Raw genomic sequence first — 16375 nt, forward strand, 5'->3', positions numbered from 1 at the left:
CCCCCGCGCCACCTCCCCGTACCCGCAAGGAACCCTGGAAACGGTCAGCCTCTGAGGCGGCCGGGACTCGGGACGCCAGGCCCACCTCGCCCAGCGGCGGCCCGACCTCGATCTCGACGTCGCGCTCCTCCCGGCGCTCGTCGTCGAGGAGTGCGACGGCGACGGACGCGATCCCCGCGGATCGGGCCGGATGACCGGATCGTGCCATTCATCGGGTGTCACGCTGGTGATTGGACCGTGCCGACGGCGCGCCCCGACGCGTCGCGGTGCCCGCCGGCGGCGTCACCGACCTCGACATCACCCTCGCCCGCCGCATCTCCCCGCTCCTGCAGGCGGCCGGCGTCTCCTGTTAGATCCGGCCCGGCATCCGGCAGAGTCGCCTGAAGGAACCGACGAGGGTCATCGGGGACGGCCCTCGCCGCTGCGGCCGGGCGGCACCGGGTCCAGCCGTCACGACATCGCCGAGGACGTGGCCGGGTAGAGCGGGACGTCGGCCAACTCGGGGAAGTCGATGGGATTCGCACCTGCCGAGGACGTGAGGCCACCGGGCAGTGCCGCGACGATACGCTCCTGCGCGTACCCGACGAGACGTTCGCTGTCCGCCGGAATCAGGTCAGGGTTGAACGCGGCCGCCCGGCGCAGTCGAGCCATGGCCTCGTCGACCTGATCATGGCGGTCACGAAGGACCGCGTCCCGAAGGTCCGTCCAGGCAGCGGCGATGTCAGGGATGGCAGAGAAGTCATCACGCCGGTCGGACGCGACGATGTCGAACACGAGGTGCGGCTCGACCACAGCCTCGCCGGAGGACCAGAAGAGGCCGTCCGGCTCCAGGCGGGCCATCGCCGGGGTGCGCCCACGGGCCCGGGCGACGACGAATGTGCCGGGTATGGGCCTGGTCCAGGTCGCGGCCACACCGGCCTCCAGCTCCAGGCCGTCTGCACCGTGCAGCAGCGCGAGCCCTTCGTCGACCAACGGCAGAAACGCCGCCGCCATTGGAACAAATGGGACAGCAGCCAGGTCGGCGACCTTCCCGACGAACTGAAGGAAGGGTTCGGCAAGGTCCTTGTCGGTCCTCGAAAAGAGGCCTACCTCCATCGTCAGCGGACCGCCGAAGTAGGGAGCGGGGCCGAAGAGCGGGGTACCGACAGCCATCACCCGGCCGCGATGGGCTGGATCGAGGCCGGCGAGCGCGCCGTCGAGAGCAAGGCCGCCGAGCTGCGCCGACCCTCCCGGCCAGGTCGAGTTCAGCCGGGCCGAGCAACTCGTCACGGCACTGAGGCGACGGGTACCGCGACGCCCGAACTCGATGTGCGCGATCCGCAGACTCGCTGAGACGTAACAGGCTCCGGCGACGAGCTCGCCACCGACCGCCTGACCACCGGCCGCGTCGTCGAGCTGGCCGAACAGCAGCGGCTCGCCGCCTGCCCGCAGTACACCGTGTAGCCAGGACATGCGGTCCCCCTTCAGGTAAGAGTGGTATGCCGTTGGCTGAGACCGAGCGCGGTGAACACCTGCGCGGCCCAGACCCAGACGGCGCACGAAAGCGCCGCCCCGTAGGGCGAATGTCCGTGCGCGAATCCGACGACGTAGTCCTCAACATCGATCAGCGCCGCCCCCGAGTCGCCGGGCGCAATGACGTTGTCGGTGTAAACCCAATGCATGCGCCACCCAATGCCGGCGTATATGCCCGGATCGACACCGGTCACCCGCGCCTCCTGCCGGCCCGACTGCGCGCCGTCGAACCGATGGCCGGTATGCTGCGCCGGACTCAGCTGCCGTGGCCCACGGTGGCCGTGCGTGGGGAGCAGCCGGACGCCGTCCGGAACGGGGATCACACAGCTGTCGGTGGCCTCATCCCAGGCCGTCACGGCGGAGTATTCACCGTGCATCAGGCAGCCCGCCGGTTCATCCCGCACCACGTGGTATGCCGTGGTGGCGACAATCTTCCCGGCCGACGTCGCGGCAATCACACCAACCGTGCCTTTGAGCTTTCCCGCAAGATCATCCACGCCCAGCGCGCTCAGGGGAGCTCCCGTCAGGACGACCTCGGGCTGACGGACGATCACCACGGCGACCTCCACCGAGAAGAACTCGAGGACTGTCTCCCACAGCAGATCCGGTTCAACCGGATATCCCGCGTCGGTCAGAGCGCGGGCCGCTGTCCGTACCGCTTGCGAACTGTAGACCGGAGTACCGGGGTGCACCCACAACGCTCCCGCCGTGTGGGGCAGGGGCCGGCCCAGCCGGTCCAGAATCCGCCCGATCGACGTGGACCACACCACCGGTTCACCGCGGTGGCCGGGATCGAGAATCAGCAGGTCGTAGCGCCGGGGAAAGCCGTTGCCTGCCGAGTCGTGGGCGACGACGGCCTGCCGGGCGTGTGCACCGGGTAGCGGGAAGTCGGACGGCAGAGCCGGAGCGAGCGTCTCCAGCGTCGGCGAGCAGACGGCCCAGGCCGCCGTGAATCCGACCGATGCCGCCTGCCCACGATCGGCGATGATCCGCTCGAGCCGCGTATAGGACGGACCCAGCCACCACTGCTGCTCCGGTCTGCCTGCGTGACCCACCAGACGATCGAGGAACTCGACCATGCCCTCCGCTGATGTCGACATGCGATCAGCCATCCCCCTCGGCCGGCCAGTCCGCTACATCGCCGACGTCGTCCCGATCGATCTGGATCATCGGGTTCACCGGGCCGTCGCCATCACCTCGGCCGTCGATACCGCCGGGCACCAACGTGAGGCTGGGGGTGACCGGGCCGTCCGGTTCGAGGGCCTCGACCGACGTCCGCTCGGCGCCTGGAATTCCGCCGGCCGCGGCGGCCAGCGGCACGTCGTCCTCCGGGGCCGGCCGCGAGCCGGCCGCCCCCGCTCGACGGCCCTCGGCGTCGGCGGAGTGTTCCGCCGGCTCTCGCAGGGTCGTCTCGGCCACGGTCCCCTCGAACGGCATCGGCCTCATGCCCGGCTGCTCGGAACGGTCCGGCGTCGCCTCGTCGTGGCCCGGCCGCTCGGGTGCCAGTGCGCCGACCAGCAGGTGGCCGGCCGGGATCCCGCGGATGTGGGCGTAGACATCGGTCAACTCCGCGCACGCGTCCTCGAGGATGTGGTTCGACCGCAGACCCTCCACCCGCTCGATCCGGTCGTGGCTGAGCCGTCGGTCGACAAGGTCGGCCAGTGGGTACAGCTCAGGCGGCAACCCCGGCAGCCGATGGGTCAACGAGCACTGCCTGGCATACGGGCGGAGGCAGTACTGTCGCACCTCGTGCTCGAACGACATGTTGACGCCGGCGTCCTCTGCGTCCAACGCCAGCGGCGGCACCCCGACCAGGCACCAGTAGACGAGTGCGTAGAGGCTGTACACCTCGGTCGTCTCGTCGCCGGCGTCGCCGTCGAACAGCCTCTCCGGAGCGGAGAAGTACAAGGTGCCGGCGGGCGCGAAACTCGACGGGAGCCTCATGCTGCGGAGCTTGGGTGGTAGCCGGGTGAGGCCGAAGTCGAAGACGACCGCCCTCGCGTCGTTGATGGCCACGTTTCGCGGGTGGGCGTCGTTGTGCACCGAGGGACTGAGCGCGGCGAGCCCGTCCGCGATCTCCGCGGCCACCCTGACGATCGTGGAGATCGTCAGGGTGTCGCGGTTCTTGGCATACCAGTCGGCGAGGGTGTCCTGGTACCAGGGAATGATCGAGTATCGGGCGCCGTCCGGCAGCCGGCCATGTCCGAGCAGCGGCGCCAGACCCGGATGCGCCCGACGGGGCGCGGTCTCCCGCCGAAAGGCGACCTTGTACGGCTCGCTGTTGGCCCGCTTGGGATCGATGATCTTGATGGCGACCAGGATGTTCTCCCCGCCGATCTCCTTTCCGACGTACACGGTCCCGTAGCTGCCCTGCTGCTCGTCCGACAGCTTGGTCCCCGCCTGGAATCGGCGCCCCTTGCTGCCCTGGAAGATCCGCCCGGCATACGGGCCGCGGTCGGCCGGATCAGCCAGCGGCCGCGCCACCCCGGTGACAGGGTCGTGCCGACGCGTCCGCGCGGCCAGGGGCGCGAGAGCGCCCGGCGGCACGCGGGCGCCTCGGCTCAGGTCCGGCAGCGCCCGCGTGCCGCCGTTCTGGCCGGTCGTGGCCGGGCCCGGGTCGCCGAACTCCAGCTCCAGCAGCGCGATGCCCTGGGCGCGGGAACGCCGGTCCCGCTCCTCGGACAGTGCCTCGCGCGTCTCGGTCGTCCGGCGTCGCTCGTTGTCCTCCGCGCGGGCCCCGTCGATCTCGTCCAACAGCGCCGCCCGGCGCATCCGCCGCTGCCGGACATCGTAAACGGAGCCGGCCAGGCCGGACTTGATGATCATCGGTACGAGGTCGAGCAGCACCCCGGCCGCCAGCAGCGCCAGCCGGGCCGGGATTCGCGTCCACGGCCTCGACCTCAGGTAGTCGATGCTCGCGTCCACGCGCGGGCCGAAACCGTCGTCCCTGGCGATGCTCGCCTGCTCGTCCTCAAGCGTCGCCGCAGAGCCCTTCTCCACCTCACCGGCCTCGCGGATGAAGCTGGTCAGCTCCGACCCGTGCGCGTTCTCCCAGGTGGACTGGGCGTTGCGCGCGTCGGTGTACTCCTGCTGGCGCTGGGCTGCGATGTTCTCGTAACCCGGCCGCCCGGTACCGGGGTACGCCTTGCAGTCGACCGTGCTGTCCGGATTGCTGGTGATGCTGCTGACGTTGCCGTTCTGCTCGCAGGCGTACCGCTGGCGAGCCTCGTTGGTCTTGGCCGCCAGCTCATTCCGCGCACCGAGCAGCTCAGCGTAGGCCCCGACCGGCTTCCCGTTCGGCCCGATGATTCCGGCCGCCACAGCACCGGACGTGACCTTCTTCGCCACAGCCAGCGCCCGGGCGTTCTCTTTCGCGTGATCAGCCTCGACGAGTGTCGTGAAGCTGGAGGCGAACAGCAGCTGAGCGATCATTTCCGAGATCACGACGCCAAAGGCGATGGACAGCCCGACCCGGCCCCAGCGGCCGCGCAGGCGCCCTCGGCTCGTGAGCGCCGCCTCGACCTCCTGCGTCGGCTCGGTCCCGGTGATCTGGCTCGTGATCGACAGCTCCAGTGCATACACAAGGAGCGCCCATACGGCCGCCGCGGGCGAGTACCCGAGATTCCGCATCAGCGCGGCCGCACCGGAGCCCCCGTCGCCGCCGCTGATCGCGCCCAACGCGCGCCCGTCGAGGAACAGAGTCAGGAAGATCCGCGCGCTCATGAACTGCACCGCGGCGACGATGAGCATGCTCAGGCCGAGCGCGGCGTAGCCCGCCCGCTCGCCCGGGCTCTCGAGCAGGGCGGGGCGGGCTCCGGACAGCCGGATGAGGATGTTGACCGGCTTCGAGATCGCGGTCGACAACGCGTGGCCGAGGCCGCCTCGCTCGCCGTTGTCAGGGGCAGAGTGACTCTGCGTAAGGTCGGCCATCGTCGACCCCTCTCGCGTCAGGCCCGGCTGGGCCTCCATGTCGTCAGCCTTCTAGCCAGCGAAAGGTTCCGAAACGCCATGTGTGGCGCGCTGCCAGCCATGCGCCACCGGGCAGCGGACCGGGCCGGCCGAGCGGCGGCCTTCAGTCCGAGGCTGACCGTCCGCCGAGGGCTGACCGCCCGTCAGCGATGACCTGGCCCGCCGGATCGAGGAGGTACAGCCCTACGACGGGACCGGCCCCGGCTTCCAGACGCCGGGCGGCGTCCGCGACATCCTCGAAGCGGACGGTCCCACGAGTGAGCAGCTCTTCCAGGACCTCAATGCGGACAACGTCCTCGGTCCCGGCCCGCCCGCCGCCCTCGGTGGGCGGACGCGGACGGCCGTCGGTGTCCATCATCTTGGGATGGCGCCAGCCGATTTCATCGAGCTTGCCAATCACGTACCGGACCGCGCCACGGGCTGCGTCGTACCGACCGCCCAGATCCTTGCGGCCATAGATACGCGGGTTGCGCAGCGCGGGGAACGACAGATGCTCGGGGAAGATGGACATGAGGCCGTGGAGCTGGCTCGACGGGAGCGGGGCCAGCGTCGGTGCCTCCGGCTCTCTGGCCGTGCGCACCGATATCGCCCTGCTCAGGCGCGGGGCCGAGCCAGCCTCGTCCCGCTGGCGTCCGCCCCCTCGTGGCACGACCAGAAGCCGCCGGCGCGTGCCGTCGTCCGGGATCCACAGTGTCGTCCGACCAGCGAGCGGGGTCCCGTCCCGGTCGGTGCTGACGACCGACATCTCGTCGAAGCGATGGCCCCAACGCTGATAACGGACCGGATTGAGGCCGACGTTACGGACTCGCCAGGCGCCCTCGGGGTCCTCTCGCCACAGGTGGACCTGGATCGCCGACAGCGGACGCTCGCGCACGGGACGACCGTCCGACCGGATCGGCGGCGGCACGGTCAGCAACTCACACTCACCCGCGCAGAAACATTCCACCGACCGACTGCCGGGTTCCCGGCCGACCGTGAGATGGCTGCGGGCAGTCAGGCTGTGCGTCAGTGGGACACCGCGGACGCGGACCACCCGGCCATCGCCGGCGCCGGATTCAAACGCCTCCCGCGTTCCGCGCTCGCGGCCCACGCGGTAGTCGGTCCAGATATCCACGACATCGTCAACCATGACGACATCACAACCGCCAAGTGCCGGACGTTTTCTCGTACCGCCGGACTCTACCGACCCGTCTTCCTGGTCAGTGTGCTGTCCTCGGCTGTGCGCATGTGGGCTCGTCACCTCTGTCCCTCCCCCGTCGCGCAGATCATTGCACGACTCCACGCCGCCTATACGCAACGCAGACACATACCGAGGGTGCTCGAGGCGACCGGCCAGAGATGCTCCATTCCGGGAGCGGAGTTGGCGGTGGCGGTGGCGGTAGGTGTCTCGCCTCTCCTGCCGATCCGGCGAAAGTTTCAGCTCACGTGCTGCCCGGACGGACCGGATCGCGCTGCCCGGTCCGAAGAGGTGTCAACTTCGAATCGCAGCGAGACTCCTCGTCCGAAACCCAGCACGTCACCATCGGACAGTGGAACGGGCACCGTGACGCGCTCGCCGTTCACGAAGGTTCCATTGACGCTATCGAGATCTTCTACCTGCCAAAAACCGCCCGAAAGGGGCATAATTACACATTGTTGTCGGGAGACCGTGTTGTACGGGATCACCAGACGGTCGAGATCGCCACGCCCGGAGGGCGCCCGCCCAAGCACCGCACCGCGCGGCGAGACGATCAGTTCCAGGCCGGGCCCGGGTCTGCGCGGCACCAACCGGGCAACCGCACGTGGTGCTGCCCCGCCGGGCACGGCGCGGTGGGGTGGACGGCCCTGATCGGGACCGAATCGTTGCTCCCGACGGTCCGAGCCGACCGGACGCGATGGGACGACCTGCAGGTCAGGCCCGACGCCCCGACCTTCAGCCCCGGCCACGAAGGCACGTAACCGCATCGGCTCACGGTCGGCGGTGGCCCAGGCGGTCTCTGGTCCATTGACGGGCCGACTCCGGCCTGGGCGCTCACTGAGCTGCGCCAGCAGCGCAAGGTCCCACACGACACGATGGAAGCTCCACGCTACCGCAACAAAGACCAGACAGATCCAGAAGAGCGGAACCATGGCAGCATTCCTCCCCCGTCACGCAGGCCCCCCGGCTGCTTCTATACGAATGAAAGACATCTGCGCCGGATTCGTATACGCCACGGATGGCGAACCGTCACCCCCTCGGCCCCACCGGTGGCACGTCAGGACGCTTCCTGCTGCATCCTGGCTCAATCGTCGGGTCCGCAAGAAGCACTACGACGAGCCCTCTCCCGTGCACCCCCGGCGATCTCACCAGAGGGTGGGCGGCACCGCGAACGTGGCGTCCGCCGCCGGCGGGAACGGGACGACCGCCGTCACCGCGCCCGCGTCGATCGGCCAGGCCGACCGTCCCACCAGATGAAGGAACATCCCCCGGAACGATCAACCTCGGGGATGGCCGGGGCTCGGGGCTCGGGCGCCGGGGCCAGCGGAGCGGCTCAGGGCCGCTGGGGCCAGCGGATCGGGTCCGGGCCGGTCAGCGCGTCGCGGAGCTTCTCGACGAGCGGGCCGTCCGCCGGCATCCAGCGGACATCGTCGAGCTCGCCGGCGGCCAGCCAGCGCAGCTCGTCGTGATCGAGCAGGCGGGGACTGCGCCCGACGACCCGCCCGAACCAGACCCGCAGAATCCACCCCGGGCTCGCCAGGCCCACCTCGCCCAGCGGCGGCCCGACCTCGATCTCGACGTCGAGCTCCTCCCGGCACTCCCGCACGAGCGCGTCGAGCTCATCCTCGCCCGGCTCGACCTTGCCGCCGGGAAACTCCCACATCCCGGCGTAGGCCGGCGGCTCCCGGCGCCGGGCGGCCAGCACCCGGCGCTCGTCGTCGAGGAGTGCGACGGCGACGACCAGCCGACCCCGCGACACCGATGCGCCGCCGACGGTCTGCTCCCCGGACGTTGCCGGCCGTTTCGGCGGGGTAGAAGCGCAGGCACCCGGGCCGCCCACATCCGCAGTCATGACGCCGGACTCTCCCAGACTCCGACCGTCGATGGATCGGATACCCGCGGATCGGGTCGGATGGCCCGTTCGGGCTACCTGATAGCTGTTGACCAGGCAGGTGAGCTGCTCCGACGGCGGATCGGCGCCTGGCCCGGCGCGCCGTCGTACCGAACACCCCGTAAGCGGCTAGGCACACAGCGAGTCAACCCCGGCCCGGAGGTCGTCGGACCCCGGACCCCACCCGACGGAGGGCAGCAGCATGCCGACCAAACTGGACAGCGCCGAGGTCACGGACGCACTGGCGTCGCTTCCCGGCTGGCTCGGCGACGCCGACCGGATCCAGCTGGAGATCCTGGTCGACGGCGACGAGGCCGACGCGATCACCACCGAGGTGCTGCGCGCGGCCGACGAGCTGGATCACCATCCGGTGGTCGAACACGGGCCGGGGAGCACCACGTTCACCGTCTGGACGCACTCCGTCGGCGGCGTCACCGAGCTGGACGTCGCCCTGGCCCGGAAGATCTCCCAGATCCTCCACTCGGCGGGCGTTTCCTACTGACCGATCCGACATGCGACATGATCACCTCAGGCGCATGACGGAGGTGATCGCGGACAGTGGGCGCGCAGGCTGCGGCGGAGATCCGTGCCGGCGGCCGGTTCGGCCGGCTGCCGGCCGGCGCCGATCTCCCCCGCGCCGGCACGCTGTGCCTCGGCCCGCTGCCGCCCGGCTTCCGGCTCGCCGCGGTCGCGCTCAGCCACGCGGCGAGCGGGCTCGGGCCGTCCTGCTTCGACATCGACCGAGGCGTTTGGCACCGCGTCCTGGCCACCCCGCAGGCCGGCCCGCTGACCATCACTGTCCGCGAAGCAGCCGCGCCCGGCCTGCCGAACCGCGGCGGGCCACGGAGCGGAGCGCCGGGTGACGCGCTGCCCGGCGGCGTCGGTCCGCACCTGGTCATCAGCTGGGGCCGGACGACCGGTGGCGACGCCGATCGGGCGGCCATCCGCCGCCAGGCCCGCCACGCGCTCGCGCTCGACGAGGACCTGTCCGGCCTGTATGCCGCACTGGCCGGCGAGCCGGAGCTGGCCTGGGTCGCGGCCGGCGGCCATGGCCGGCTGCTGCGCTCCCCGAGCAGCTGGGAGGACCTGGTGCGGGCGCTCGCCGCGACGAACGCCGCGCTGACCCGCACCCGGTCGATGCTCGCCGCGCTGGTGGAGCTGTTCGGCGCGCGAGGCCCGGCCGGGGAACGGGCGTTCCCGAACGCGGCGGCGGTCGCTCGCGGCGTCACCGAGCACGGCCCCGAGATCCTGCGTGACCAGGCCGGCTGGGGCTACCGTGCCGGGTCGCTGGCCCTGCTCGCCCAGCGGATCGACGCCGGCACTCTCGACATCGAACGCTGGTGGAACCGCGGCCCGGACGGCCCAGGCGACGCCGAGGTGGCCGCCGAGATCCGCGCCCTGCCCGGCTTCGGCCCGATCAGCGCCGACGGCCTGCTCGGCCTGCTCGGCCGCCCGCGCGGGCTCGCCCTCGACACCTGGGCCAAAGCCCGGATCGGCGAGCTCGCCGGCCTACCCGGCCCGGCGGACGAGCGAGAGATCCACGCCCGCTACGCCCGCTTCGGCCGCTGGGCCGGCACGGTGTGCTGGCTGGAGCTCACCAGAGGGTGGACGGAACGCTGAACGAGCCGTCCGCCCCCGGCGGGAACGGGATGACCGCCGCCACCGCCCCGGCATCGATCGGCCCATACAGGTGCGGAAACAGCTCCCCCGTCACCGGCGCGGGAAGCCCCGGCGCGGGAACCGCCGGCTCAACGACGGCGGGTGGTTCCCAGCGCAGCGGGGCGGTGAGCCGCTCCGGGTCGACGACGACAAGCAGCAGGTCGTCCCGTCCCGAGTAGAACCGGTTGGCGGTGCCCGCGATCTGTGCCGGCGTCGAGAAGTGGATGAACCCCTCGGTGCCGAGGCTCGCCGGCCGATACCCGGCCGCCCCCACCGACCACTCGGTCCGCCCGACCAGATGACAGATCACCCGCTCGTCCCCCGACTGCTCGTCGTCCGCCACGTCCATCCGCCCTCTCCCGCCTCCAGCCAGCGCCCGATTCCGGCCGGGCCGACCAACATGATCCAGCGCGGCCACTCACCAGTTCATTTCCGGTGCTCGGTGACGGGGTGTGATGTCAGACAGCGCCCGCCTCGCCGCCGGACGGCCCCCTGGCACCGCCCCGCGAGGAAGCGTGCACGGGAGCGGAGCCGCCCCGCCAGACATCACGGAACGTGACAGCAGGACGGGAAGGGAAAATCCGAGGGGCTGCACTAATCCCGCCAGCCGGCCCTCCCGCCGCTGCTGGGGGCACCGATCACCAACGGATCGTAGCGACCAGGATCGGCGCGGAAAAGCGGTTGGTCCAGGTGGTCAGTTCGTGCCGCGGACCTGCGGGAGCACCGCCTGTCAGACGTTGAAGCGGAATTCGACGACGTCGCCGTCGGCCATGACGTAGTCCTTGCCCTCCATGCGGACCTTGCCGGCGGCGCGGGCGGCGACCATCGATCCGGCGGCGATGAGCTCGCCGAAGGAGACGATCTCGGCCTTGATGAAGCCGCGCTGGAAGTCGGTGTGGATGGCGCCGGCGGCCTCCGGGGCGGTCGCGCCGGCCCTGATCGTCCAGGCGCGCGACTCCTTCGGGCCGGCGGTGAGGAAGGTCTGCAGGCCGAGGGTGTGAAAGCCGATCCGGGCGAGCTGGGCCAGGCCGCTGACCTCCTGGCCGAGGGAGGCCAGCAGCTCGGCGGCGTCGGCGTCGTCCAGCTCGGCGAGCTCGGCCTCGACCTTGGCGCACAGCACGATCGCGTCGGCGGGGGCGACCGACTCGACGAGATCCTTGTACCGGCCGGGGTCGGCGAGGACGTCCTCGTCGACGTTGAACACGTACAGGAACGGCTTCGCGGTGAGCAGGAACAGCTCGCGCAGCGCATCCCGGTCGATCTTCGGCTCGGAGGAGATCGTGCGGCCAGCGTCGAGGACCTCGCGGGCGGCCTTGACGGCGGCGAGCAGCGGCTGCTTCGCCTTGTCCGCGCGGGCCTCCTTCTCCAGCTTCGGCAGCCGGGCGTCGAGGGTCTGCAGGTCGGCGAGGATGAGCTCGGTGTTGATCGTCTCGATGTCGTCGGCCGGGTCGACCTTGCCCTCGACGTGCACGACGTCGGGATCGGAGAACACCCGGACGACCTGGCAGACCGCGTCGGACTCGCGGATGTTCGCGAGGAAGCGGTTACCGAGGCCCTGGCCCTCCGACGCGCCGCGGACGAGGCCGGCGATGTCGACGAAGCTGACCGTCGCGGGCACCACGCGGGCGCTGTCGTACAGCTTCGCCAGCTCGTCGAGCCGCGAGTCGGGAACGCCGACGACGCCGACGTTCGGCTCGATCGTCGCGAACGGGTAGTTCGCGGCCAGCACATCATTGCGCGTCAGGGCGTTGAACAACGTGGACTTGCCGACGTTGGGCAGCCCGACGATACCGATCGACAAGCCCATGGCGGATCAGTCTACGGGCCGGCGGGGAGCACGCCGGCGGGGTCCAGGCGAGCCGGAGCGAGCCGGTCCGGTGGGGACGTCGGCCGGTCTGTCCGGACGCCACGCCGTTGGGCGGCTTGCCGCAAAACCGGCGGAGGGTCGTGATTGTCTTCCCGTTGTGGACACCTCCAGTGCGCTGCTGACCCTCCTCGGGCTGGCTCTCGGTGCCGTGGGCGGCTTTCTCGCCGCCCGCCGGCTGGCCGATCCACGCCACGCGGCGCTCGCGGCCGCGCACGCGACAGTGCTGCGCGAGCGCGACGAGGCCCGCGTGGCCGCCGCGGCAAGCACCGAGCGGGCCCAGCTCGCCGAGTCGGACGTGTCCGGCCTGCGCACGGCCCTGGAGTACGAGCAGCGTGCGGGCGCCGAGCGGGTGGCCCTGGTCGAGCAGAGCCAGCAGCGGCTCGCCGAGAGCTTCCAGGCGCTGTCCGCGCAGGCGCTCCAGGGGGCGAGCCACCAGCTCGTGGAGCTCGCCACCGCCCGGCTCGACGAGGCCGGTGCGCGCGCCCGCGGCGATCTCGACGCTCGCCGCGCGGCGGTGGAGAGCATGGTCGCCCCCCTGCGCGACACCCTCGGCCGAGTGGAGAGCCGGCTGCGGGAGCTGGAAACGGCCCGCACCGAGGCATACGCGTCGCTCGTCGAGCAGGTCCGCTTCTCCCGGGAGGCCTCCGAGAGCCTGCGGTCCGAGACGGCGGCGCTGGTCACGGTCCTGCGCCGGCCGCAGGCCCGTGGGGCGTGGGGGGAGATGCAGCTGCGCCGCGTCGCCGAGGTCGCCGGCATGCTCAACCGCTGCGACTTCACCGAGCAGATGACCGTCCAGGGCGACGACGGCCCCCTGCGGCCCGACATGGTGGTCCACCTCGCCGGCGGGCGAAACGTCGTCGTCGACGCGAAGGTCCCGCTGGCCGCCTTCCTCGACGCCGCCGAGAGCACCGACGAGGAGCACCGCGCCGGTCGGATGGCCGCCCATGCCCGGCACCTGCGCGCCCACGTCGACGGGCTCGGCGCCAAGGCGTACTGGCGGCGGCTGCCGTCCTCGCCGGAGTTCGTGGTGCTGTTCGTGCCCGCCGAGGCATTTCTCGCCCCGGCGCTCGACCACGACCCCGGCCTGCTGGAGTACGCCGCCGCCAGGAAGGTCATCATCGCCACCCCGACGACGCTGATCGCGATGCTGCGGACGATCGCGTACGCCTGGACCCAGGAGGCCCTGACCGCGCGGACCCGGGAGATCTTCGAGCTCGGCCGGGATCTCTACACGCGCCTGGGCACGCTCGGCGAGCACGTCGACAGGCTCGGCCGCTCGCTCGGGCGGGCGGTCGTGGATTTCAACGCGACCGTCGGCTCGCTGGAGAGCCGGGTGCTGACCCCCGCCCGCCGGCTGGCGGCGATGGAGGTCGTCGAGGCGGTCCTGCCGAGCCCCACCCCCGTGGAAACCGGTGTGCGCCCACTGTCCGCGGCCGAACTTCTGGCCGGTGGGGAGCGCCGGCCCGCGTCGGCTGCGGCCACGGCCGTCGGCGCGCCCGGGGATGTCGGCTATCGGACCTCACCGGAAGTGGAAGCAAGGACATCGAGGGCAAACGACCGGAAAGACAATGACTGGACGACGCAAGGGAGTGGTTCGACCACCGAAGGTTCCGACACGGGAGCCGACGCCGCGGTCTGATGCATCGTCCTGACGCATTCGAAATCCCCGGGCGGTACCTTGCCTTCGTGAGTGTGCCGCCACATCGGCAGTCAGCCGGGCCGCCGGGTAGATCCGCGCGCGCCGACAGGTTCGACGATCCGTATGTCCGCGGCTCGCGGGGCCGCACGAGCGCACCGCCGCCCACGCTGTTCACCGGCAGCAGGCGGGGACTCACCGCGCTCGGAACCGGGATCATCGTGCTGGTTATCGGCGGCGTCGGCGCCCTCACCGACTCGGTCGCCTTCGGCTCGCTGAAGTACGCGTTCGGCACGCTGTTCATCGGCGCCTGTGTGCTCGTCGCGGCGCGGGTCCACACCGACGATCTGATCGGCGTGGTGATCATGCCACCGCTGGTGTACGCGCTCATCACGATCGGTGTCGGCTATCTTGATCCCTCCACCGGCGACGGCAGTTCCGGGCTGCGGAACAAGGCGATCGACATCGGCTCGGAGATGATCCTGCACGCCCCCATCCTGCTCGCAGCCTTCCTGCTCGTCGCCCTCATCGCAGTCTTCCGCGGCCGGCGCGCGCAGGTCGCCCGGCGGGAGCGCCAGCGCGCCCTCGCCCAGCCGCCAGGCGCCGAGCGCCGCCGACGCCCCCCTCACTAAGTCACTAAGCCCTCCCGGCCGCGCACCAGCCCCTCACGGCCCTCACGGCCCCCACGGCCCCCACGGTGCCCGAACGCGTACGGGTAGTGTCATCGGGTGGTGGCGCCAAGAAAGGGAGGCTCTCCGTGGGAGCGATCTCTTCGTGGTGGGGTCGGTGCCGCTGCGGCCACAGCCGCGATCTGCACCAGCACTACCGCAAGGGCCACGAGTGCGCGCGCTGCGACTGCCGATCCTTCACCCGCATCCAGCCGCGCCGCTCCGGCGGCGGCCAGGCGTCCTGACCTTCCCGGTCCCCCTGCCGGCGCCGGGCACATTGCGTGCCGATCCGCCACCCCGACGCCCTGCCGCCATCCCGACGCCCTGCCGCCGTACCCCCGCAGCCGACCATCCGGCGTGGTGCTGACGGTCCGCACCGGGCCTGGCGCCGACCGCTCCAGGCGATCACCGGACGCACCAGTCGCAACTTCCACACCACATCCGCGCCCCCAGCGATCCACTGATTGCGCGGCGACACCTCTCGGAAAAGTTCTGTTTTCATAATCAGCACAATGATGACGGGTGTCGACGGAGGGCCGGCAAGGTACCGGCGATCCGGGTTCGCCGGCTATTGGGGCCACGCATGCTACATTCCATGCCGCATCACGGACTCACTCCTCGGACGCACTTCGGCGCCATTACCCGATGCCGCGTCCATGCTCGCGGCGTTCGCAGGGAGGCCCGCTTGTCGTTCGCTTCGACCGAACCGCCCGGCGAGCGGGACGCGCGCCGCCCCGCGCCTGGACCGCGATGACGCTCGGTCTACGGACAGCCCGGCGCGAGCAGATGATCCCGGTCCTGCGTTACCGCTCACTCGACCCGCACACCACCCGCGGCGCACCGCGTCGGCCCATGCCGTTCCCGACGTTCGCGCGGCACTGCCGCCTGATCGCCGCCGCCGGCCGTCAGCCGATGACGGTGTCCGGATACGTCGCTTCCCTCGGCGTCGCCTCCGCCCCGAAGAATCCGCTCGTCATCACCTTCGACGACGGCGGCGCGGAAACAATGAACGCGCTGCGGTGCCTGGCCGAGTGGGGGCTGACGGCCACGGTCTTCGTGACCAGTTCACGTGTTGGTGATCCGGGCTATTTCCATCGGGCTGACCTACATCGCATCCGCGGGCTGGGAATAGAGATCGGCGGGTCCGGGCACACCGGCCGGCCGCTGAACGAGCTGGCCCGCACTGACGTGATCGCGGAGCTGACGCTTTCCCGGCGCCGCCTCGCCGTCGCGATCGGGGATGAGCCGCGCACGTTCGCCTACCCCGGCGGCGGCTACGACCTGTCCGTCCGCCAGTTGGTGATCTCCGCCGGGTACAGCTCGGCCTGCGCGGTACGCGACATGCTGTCCCATCCCGCCGACGACCGCTTCGCCCTGGCCCGCCTGACGGTCGACGCGACGACGCCGGACAGCCGGCTACAGGCCTGGCTGGAGGGAGTCGGCCGGTCCGAGCCGCATCCGGCGCCGCCCCGGGGCCATGCCTTGCGGCTTCCCCGCGTGGCCCGCTCCACCGGCCCGTTCCGCCCCCGTCTCGGCCGCTCCGAGCCCCGGCTACCCGAACCCGCCGCAGCCTCCGGTGCCATCGCGGGCACCACGGTCATCCCCAGTCCAGCCCACGCTACGGCCACAGCAGCCAGCCCGGATTCAGCAGCCAGCCGGGATGCGGGAGCCACCGCTGACGCCGCCGCGGCCAGCGTCAGCGCCGAATCCGAGACGGTTCGGCCTGCGGCGACGAGACGGGAACGCTAGACGGACGCCAGGCGAGCGAGTTCGATCCAGGGCGGGGCCGGTAGCGGTGCGTTTTGCACGGTCTGAGCCCTGCGGATCGTGCGCATCGCACCGCAACGCTTCCCACGCACCGCGATCGGCCGTTACCGGTGAACGTTCGTGGTCCGAGGTTCGACGGTGGGGTAGGTACGGAAACACAGCAACAAGAGACGGTTCGGAATCACTCGCCTACTGAACGGCCGCGGGGGTGGCGAGGCCGGGGGTGGTG

14 protein-coding genes and 1 pseudogene are annotated in these 16375 nt (G+C 71.2%); 6 read left to right on the forward strand and 9 right to left on the reverse strand.

The genetic code is table 11. The features are described 5' to 3' along the window. A pseudogene (locus NBZ85_RS13940) lies at window positions 1-208 on the reverse strand (hypothetical protein); the annotation flags it as partial. A gap of 22 nt (window positions 209-230) precedes the next feature. On the opposite strand from NBZ85_RS13940, the gene NBZ85_RS13945 reads away from it, so the two are divergent. Then, window positions 231-353, forward strand: a complete 123-nt coding sequence (locus NBZ85_RS13945; RefSeq protein ID WP_261557549.1) for a hypothetical protein — start codon at window positions 231-233, stop codon at window positions 351-353. A 97-nt stretch (window positions 354-450) separates the two neighbouring features. On the opposite strand, the gene NBZ85_RS13950 is transcribed toward NBZ85_RS13945, so the two are convergent. The 6 genes from NBZ85_RS13950 to NBZ85_RS13975 form a co-directional block, all read right to left on the reverse strand. Further along, window positions 451-1452, reverse strand: coding sequence for a hypothetical protein (locus tag NBZ85_RS13950; RefSeq protein WP_261557546.1), 1002 nt, complete (start codon window positions 1450-1452; stop codon window positions 451-453). A gap of 11 nt (window positions 1453-1463) precedes the next feature. Beyond that, entirely contained in the window at window positions 1464-2591 is a 1128-nt protein-coding gene (locus NBZ85_RS13955; RefSeq protein WP_261557545.1) for a S1 family serine peptidase, read from the reverse strand. A gap of 25 nt (window positions 2592-2616) precedes the next feature. Continuing rightward, the gene (locus NBZ85_RS13960; RefSeq protein ID WP_261562035.1) at window positions 2617-5442 is read right to left on the reverse strand and encodes a DUF4407 domain-containing protein; all 2826 of its coding nucleotides are present in this window, start codon (window positions 5440-5442) and stop codon (window positions 2617-2619) included. A gap of 142 nt (window positions 5443-5584) precedes the next feature. After that, a complete protein-coding gene (locus NBZ85_RS13965; RefSeq protein WP_261562036.1) occupies window positions 5585-6610 on the reverse strand; it encodes a hypothetical protein in 1026 nt (341 codons plus the stop codon). A 287-nt stretch (window positions 6611-6897) separates the two neighbouring features. Next, entirely contained in the window at window positions 6898-7590 is a 693-nt protein-coding gene (locus NBZ85_RS13970; RefSeq protein ID WP_261557536.1) for an FHA domain-containing protein, read from the reverse strand. A gap of 401 nt (window positions 7591-7991) precedes the next feature. Then, window positions 7992-8510 carry a (deoxy)nucleoside triphosphate pyrophosphohydrolase gene (locus NBZ85_RS13975; RefSeq protein ID WP_261557535.1) on the reverse strand — a complete coding sequence of 173 codons (519 nt, stop codon included), beginning with the start codon at window positions 8508-8510 and terminating at the stop codon, window positions 7992-7994. Between the two features lie 241 nt (window positions 8511-8751). On the opposite strand from NBZ85_RS13975, the gene NBZ85_RS13980 reads away from it, so the two are divergent. Beyond that, on the forward strand, window positions 8752-9051 hold the full coding sequence (locus NBZ85_RS13980; protein WP_261557533.1) for a 4a-hydroxytetrahydrobiopterin dehydratase: 300 nt from the start codon (window positions 8752-8754) through the stop codon (window positions 9049-9051). Between the two features lie 56 nt (window positions 9052-9107). Then, window positions 9108-10169, forward strand: coding sequence for a DNA glycosylase family protein (locus NBZ85_RS13985; RefSeq protein WP_261557532.1), 1062 nt, complete (start codon window positions 9108-9110; stop codon window positions 10167-10169). Here NBZ85_RS13985 and NBZ85_RS13990 read toward each other — a convergent pair. Both NBZ85_RS13990 and ychF read right to left on the reverse strand, forming a co-directional pair. Further along, entirely contained in the window at window positions 10144-10557 is a 414-nt protein-coding gene (locus NBZ85_RS13990; RefSeq protein WP_261557530.1) for a DUF952 domain-containing protein, read from the reverse strand. The genes NBZ85_RS13985 and NBZ85_RS13990 overlap by 26 nt on opposite strands. Window positions 10558-10938: 381 nt before the next feature. Then, entirely contained in the window at window positions 10939-12015 is a 1077-nt protein-coding gene (gene ychF / locus NBZ85_RS13995; protein ID WP_261562037.1) for a redox-regulated ATPase YchF, read from the reverse strand. A gap of 157 nt (window positions 12016-12172) precedes the next feature. On the opposite strand from ychF, the gene NBZ85_RS14000 reads away from it, so the two are divergent. The 3 genes from NBZ85_RS14000 (at window position 12173) to NBZ85_RS14010 (ending at window position 16128) form a co-directional block, all read left to right on the forward strand. Beyond that, window positions 12173-13714 (forward strand): DNA recombination protein RmuC, encoded by a 1542-nt coding sequence (locus tag NBZ85_RS14000; protein WP_261557525.1) that lies wholly within the window; start codon window positions 12173-12175, stop codon window positions 13712-13714. Then, a complete protein-coding gene (locus NBZ85_RS14005; protein ID WP_261562038.1) occupies window positions 13714-14343 on the forward strand; it encodes a DUF6542 domain-containing protein in 630 nt (209 codons plus the stop codon). The genes NBZ85_RS14000 and NBZ85_RS14005 overlap by 1 nt, the downstream gene beginning before the upstream one ends. Before the next feature lie 786 nt (window positions 14344-15129). Beyond that, complete coding sequence (locus NBZ85_RS14010; protein WP_261562039.1) at window positions 15130-16128, forward strand: polysaccharide deacetylase family protein; 999 nt, start codon at window positions 15130-15132, stop codon at window positions 16126-16128. The last annotated feature ends 247 nt before the right edge of the window (window positions 16129-16375 follow it).

The sequence above is a fragment of the Frankia tisae genome (assembly GCF_025403405.1).
In the GTDB taxonomy this organism is placed as follows: domain Bacteria; phylum Actinomycetota; class Actinomycetes; order Frankiales; family Frankiaceae; genus Frankia; species Frankia tisai.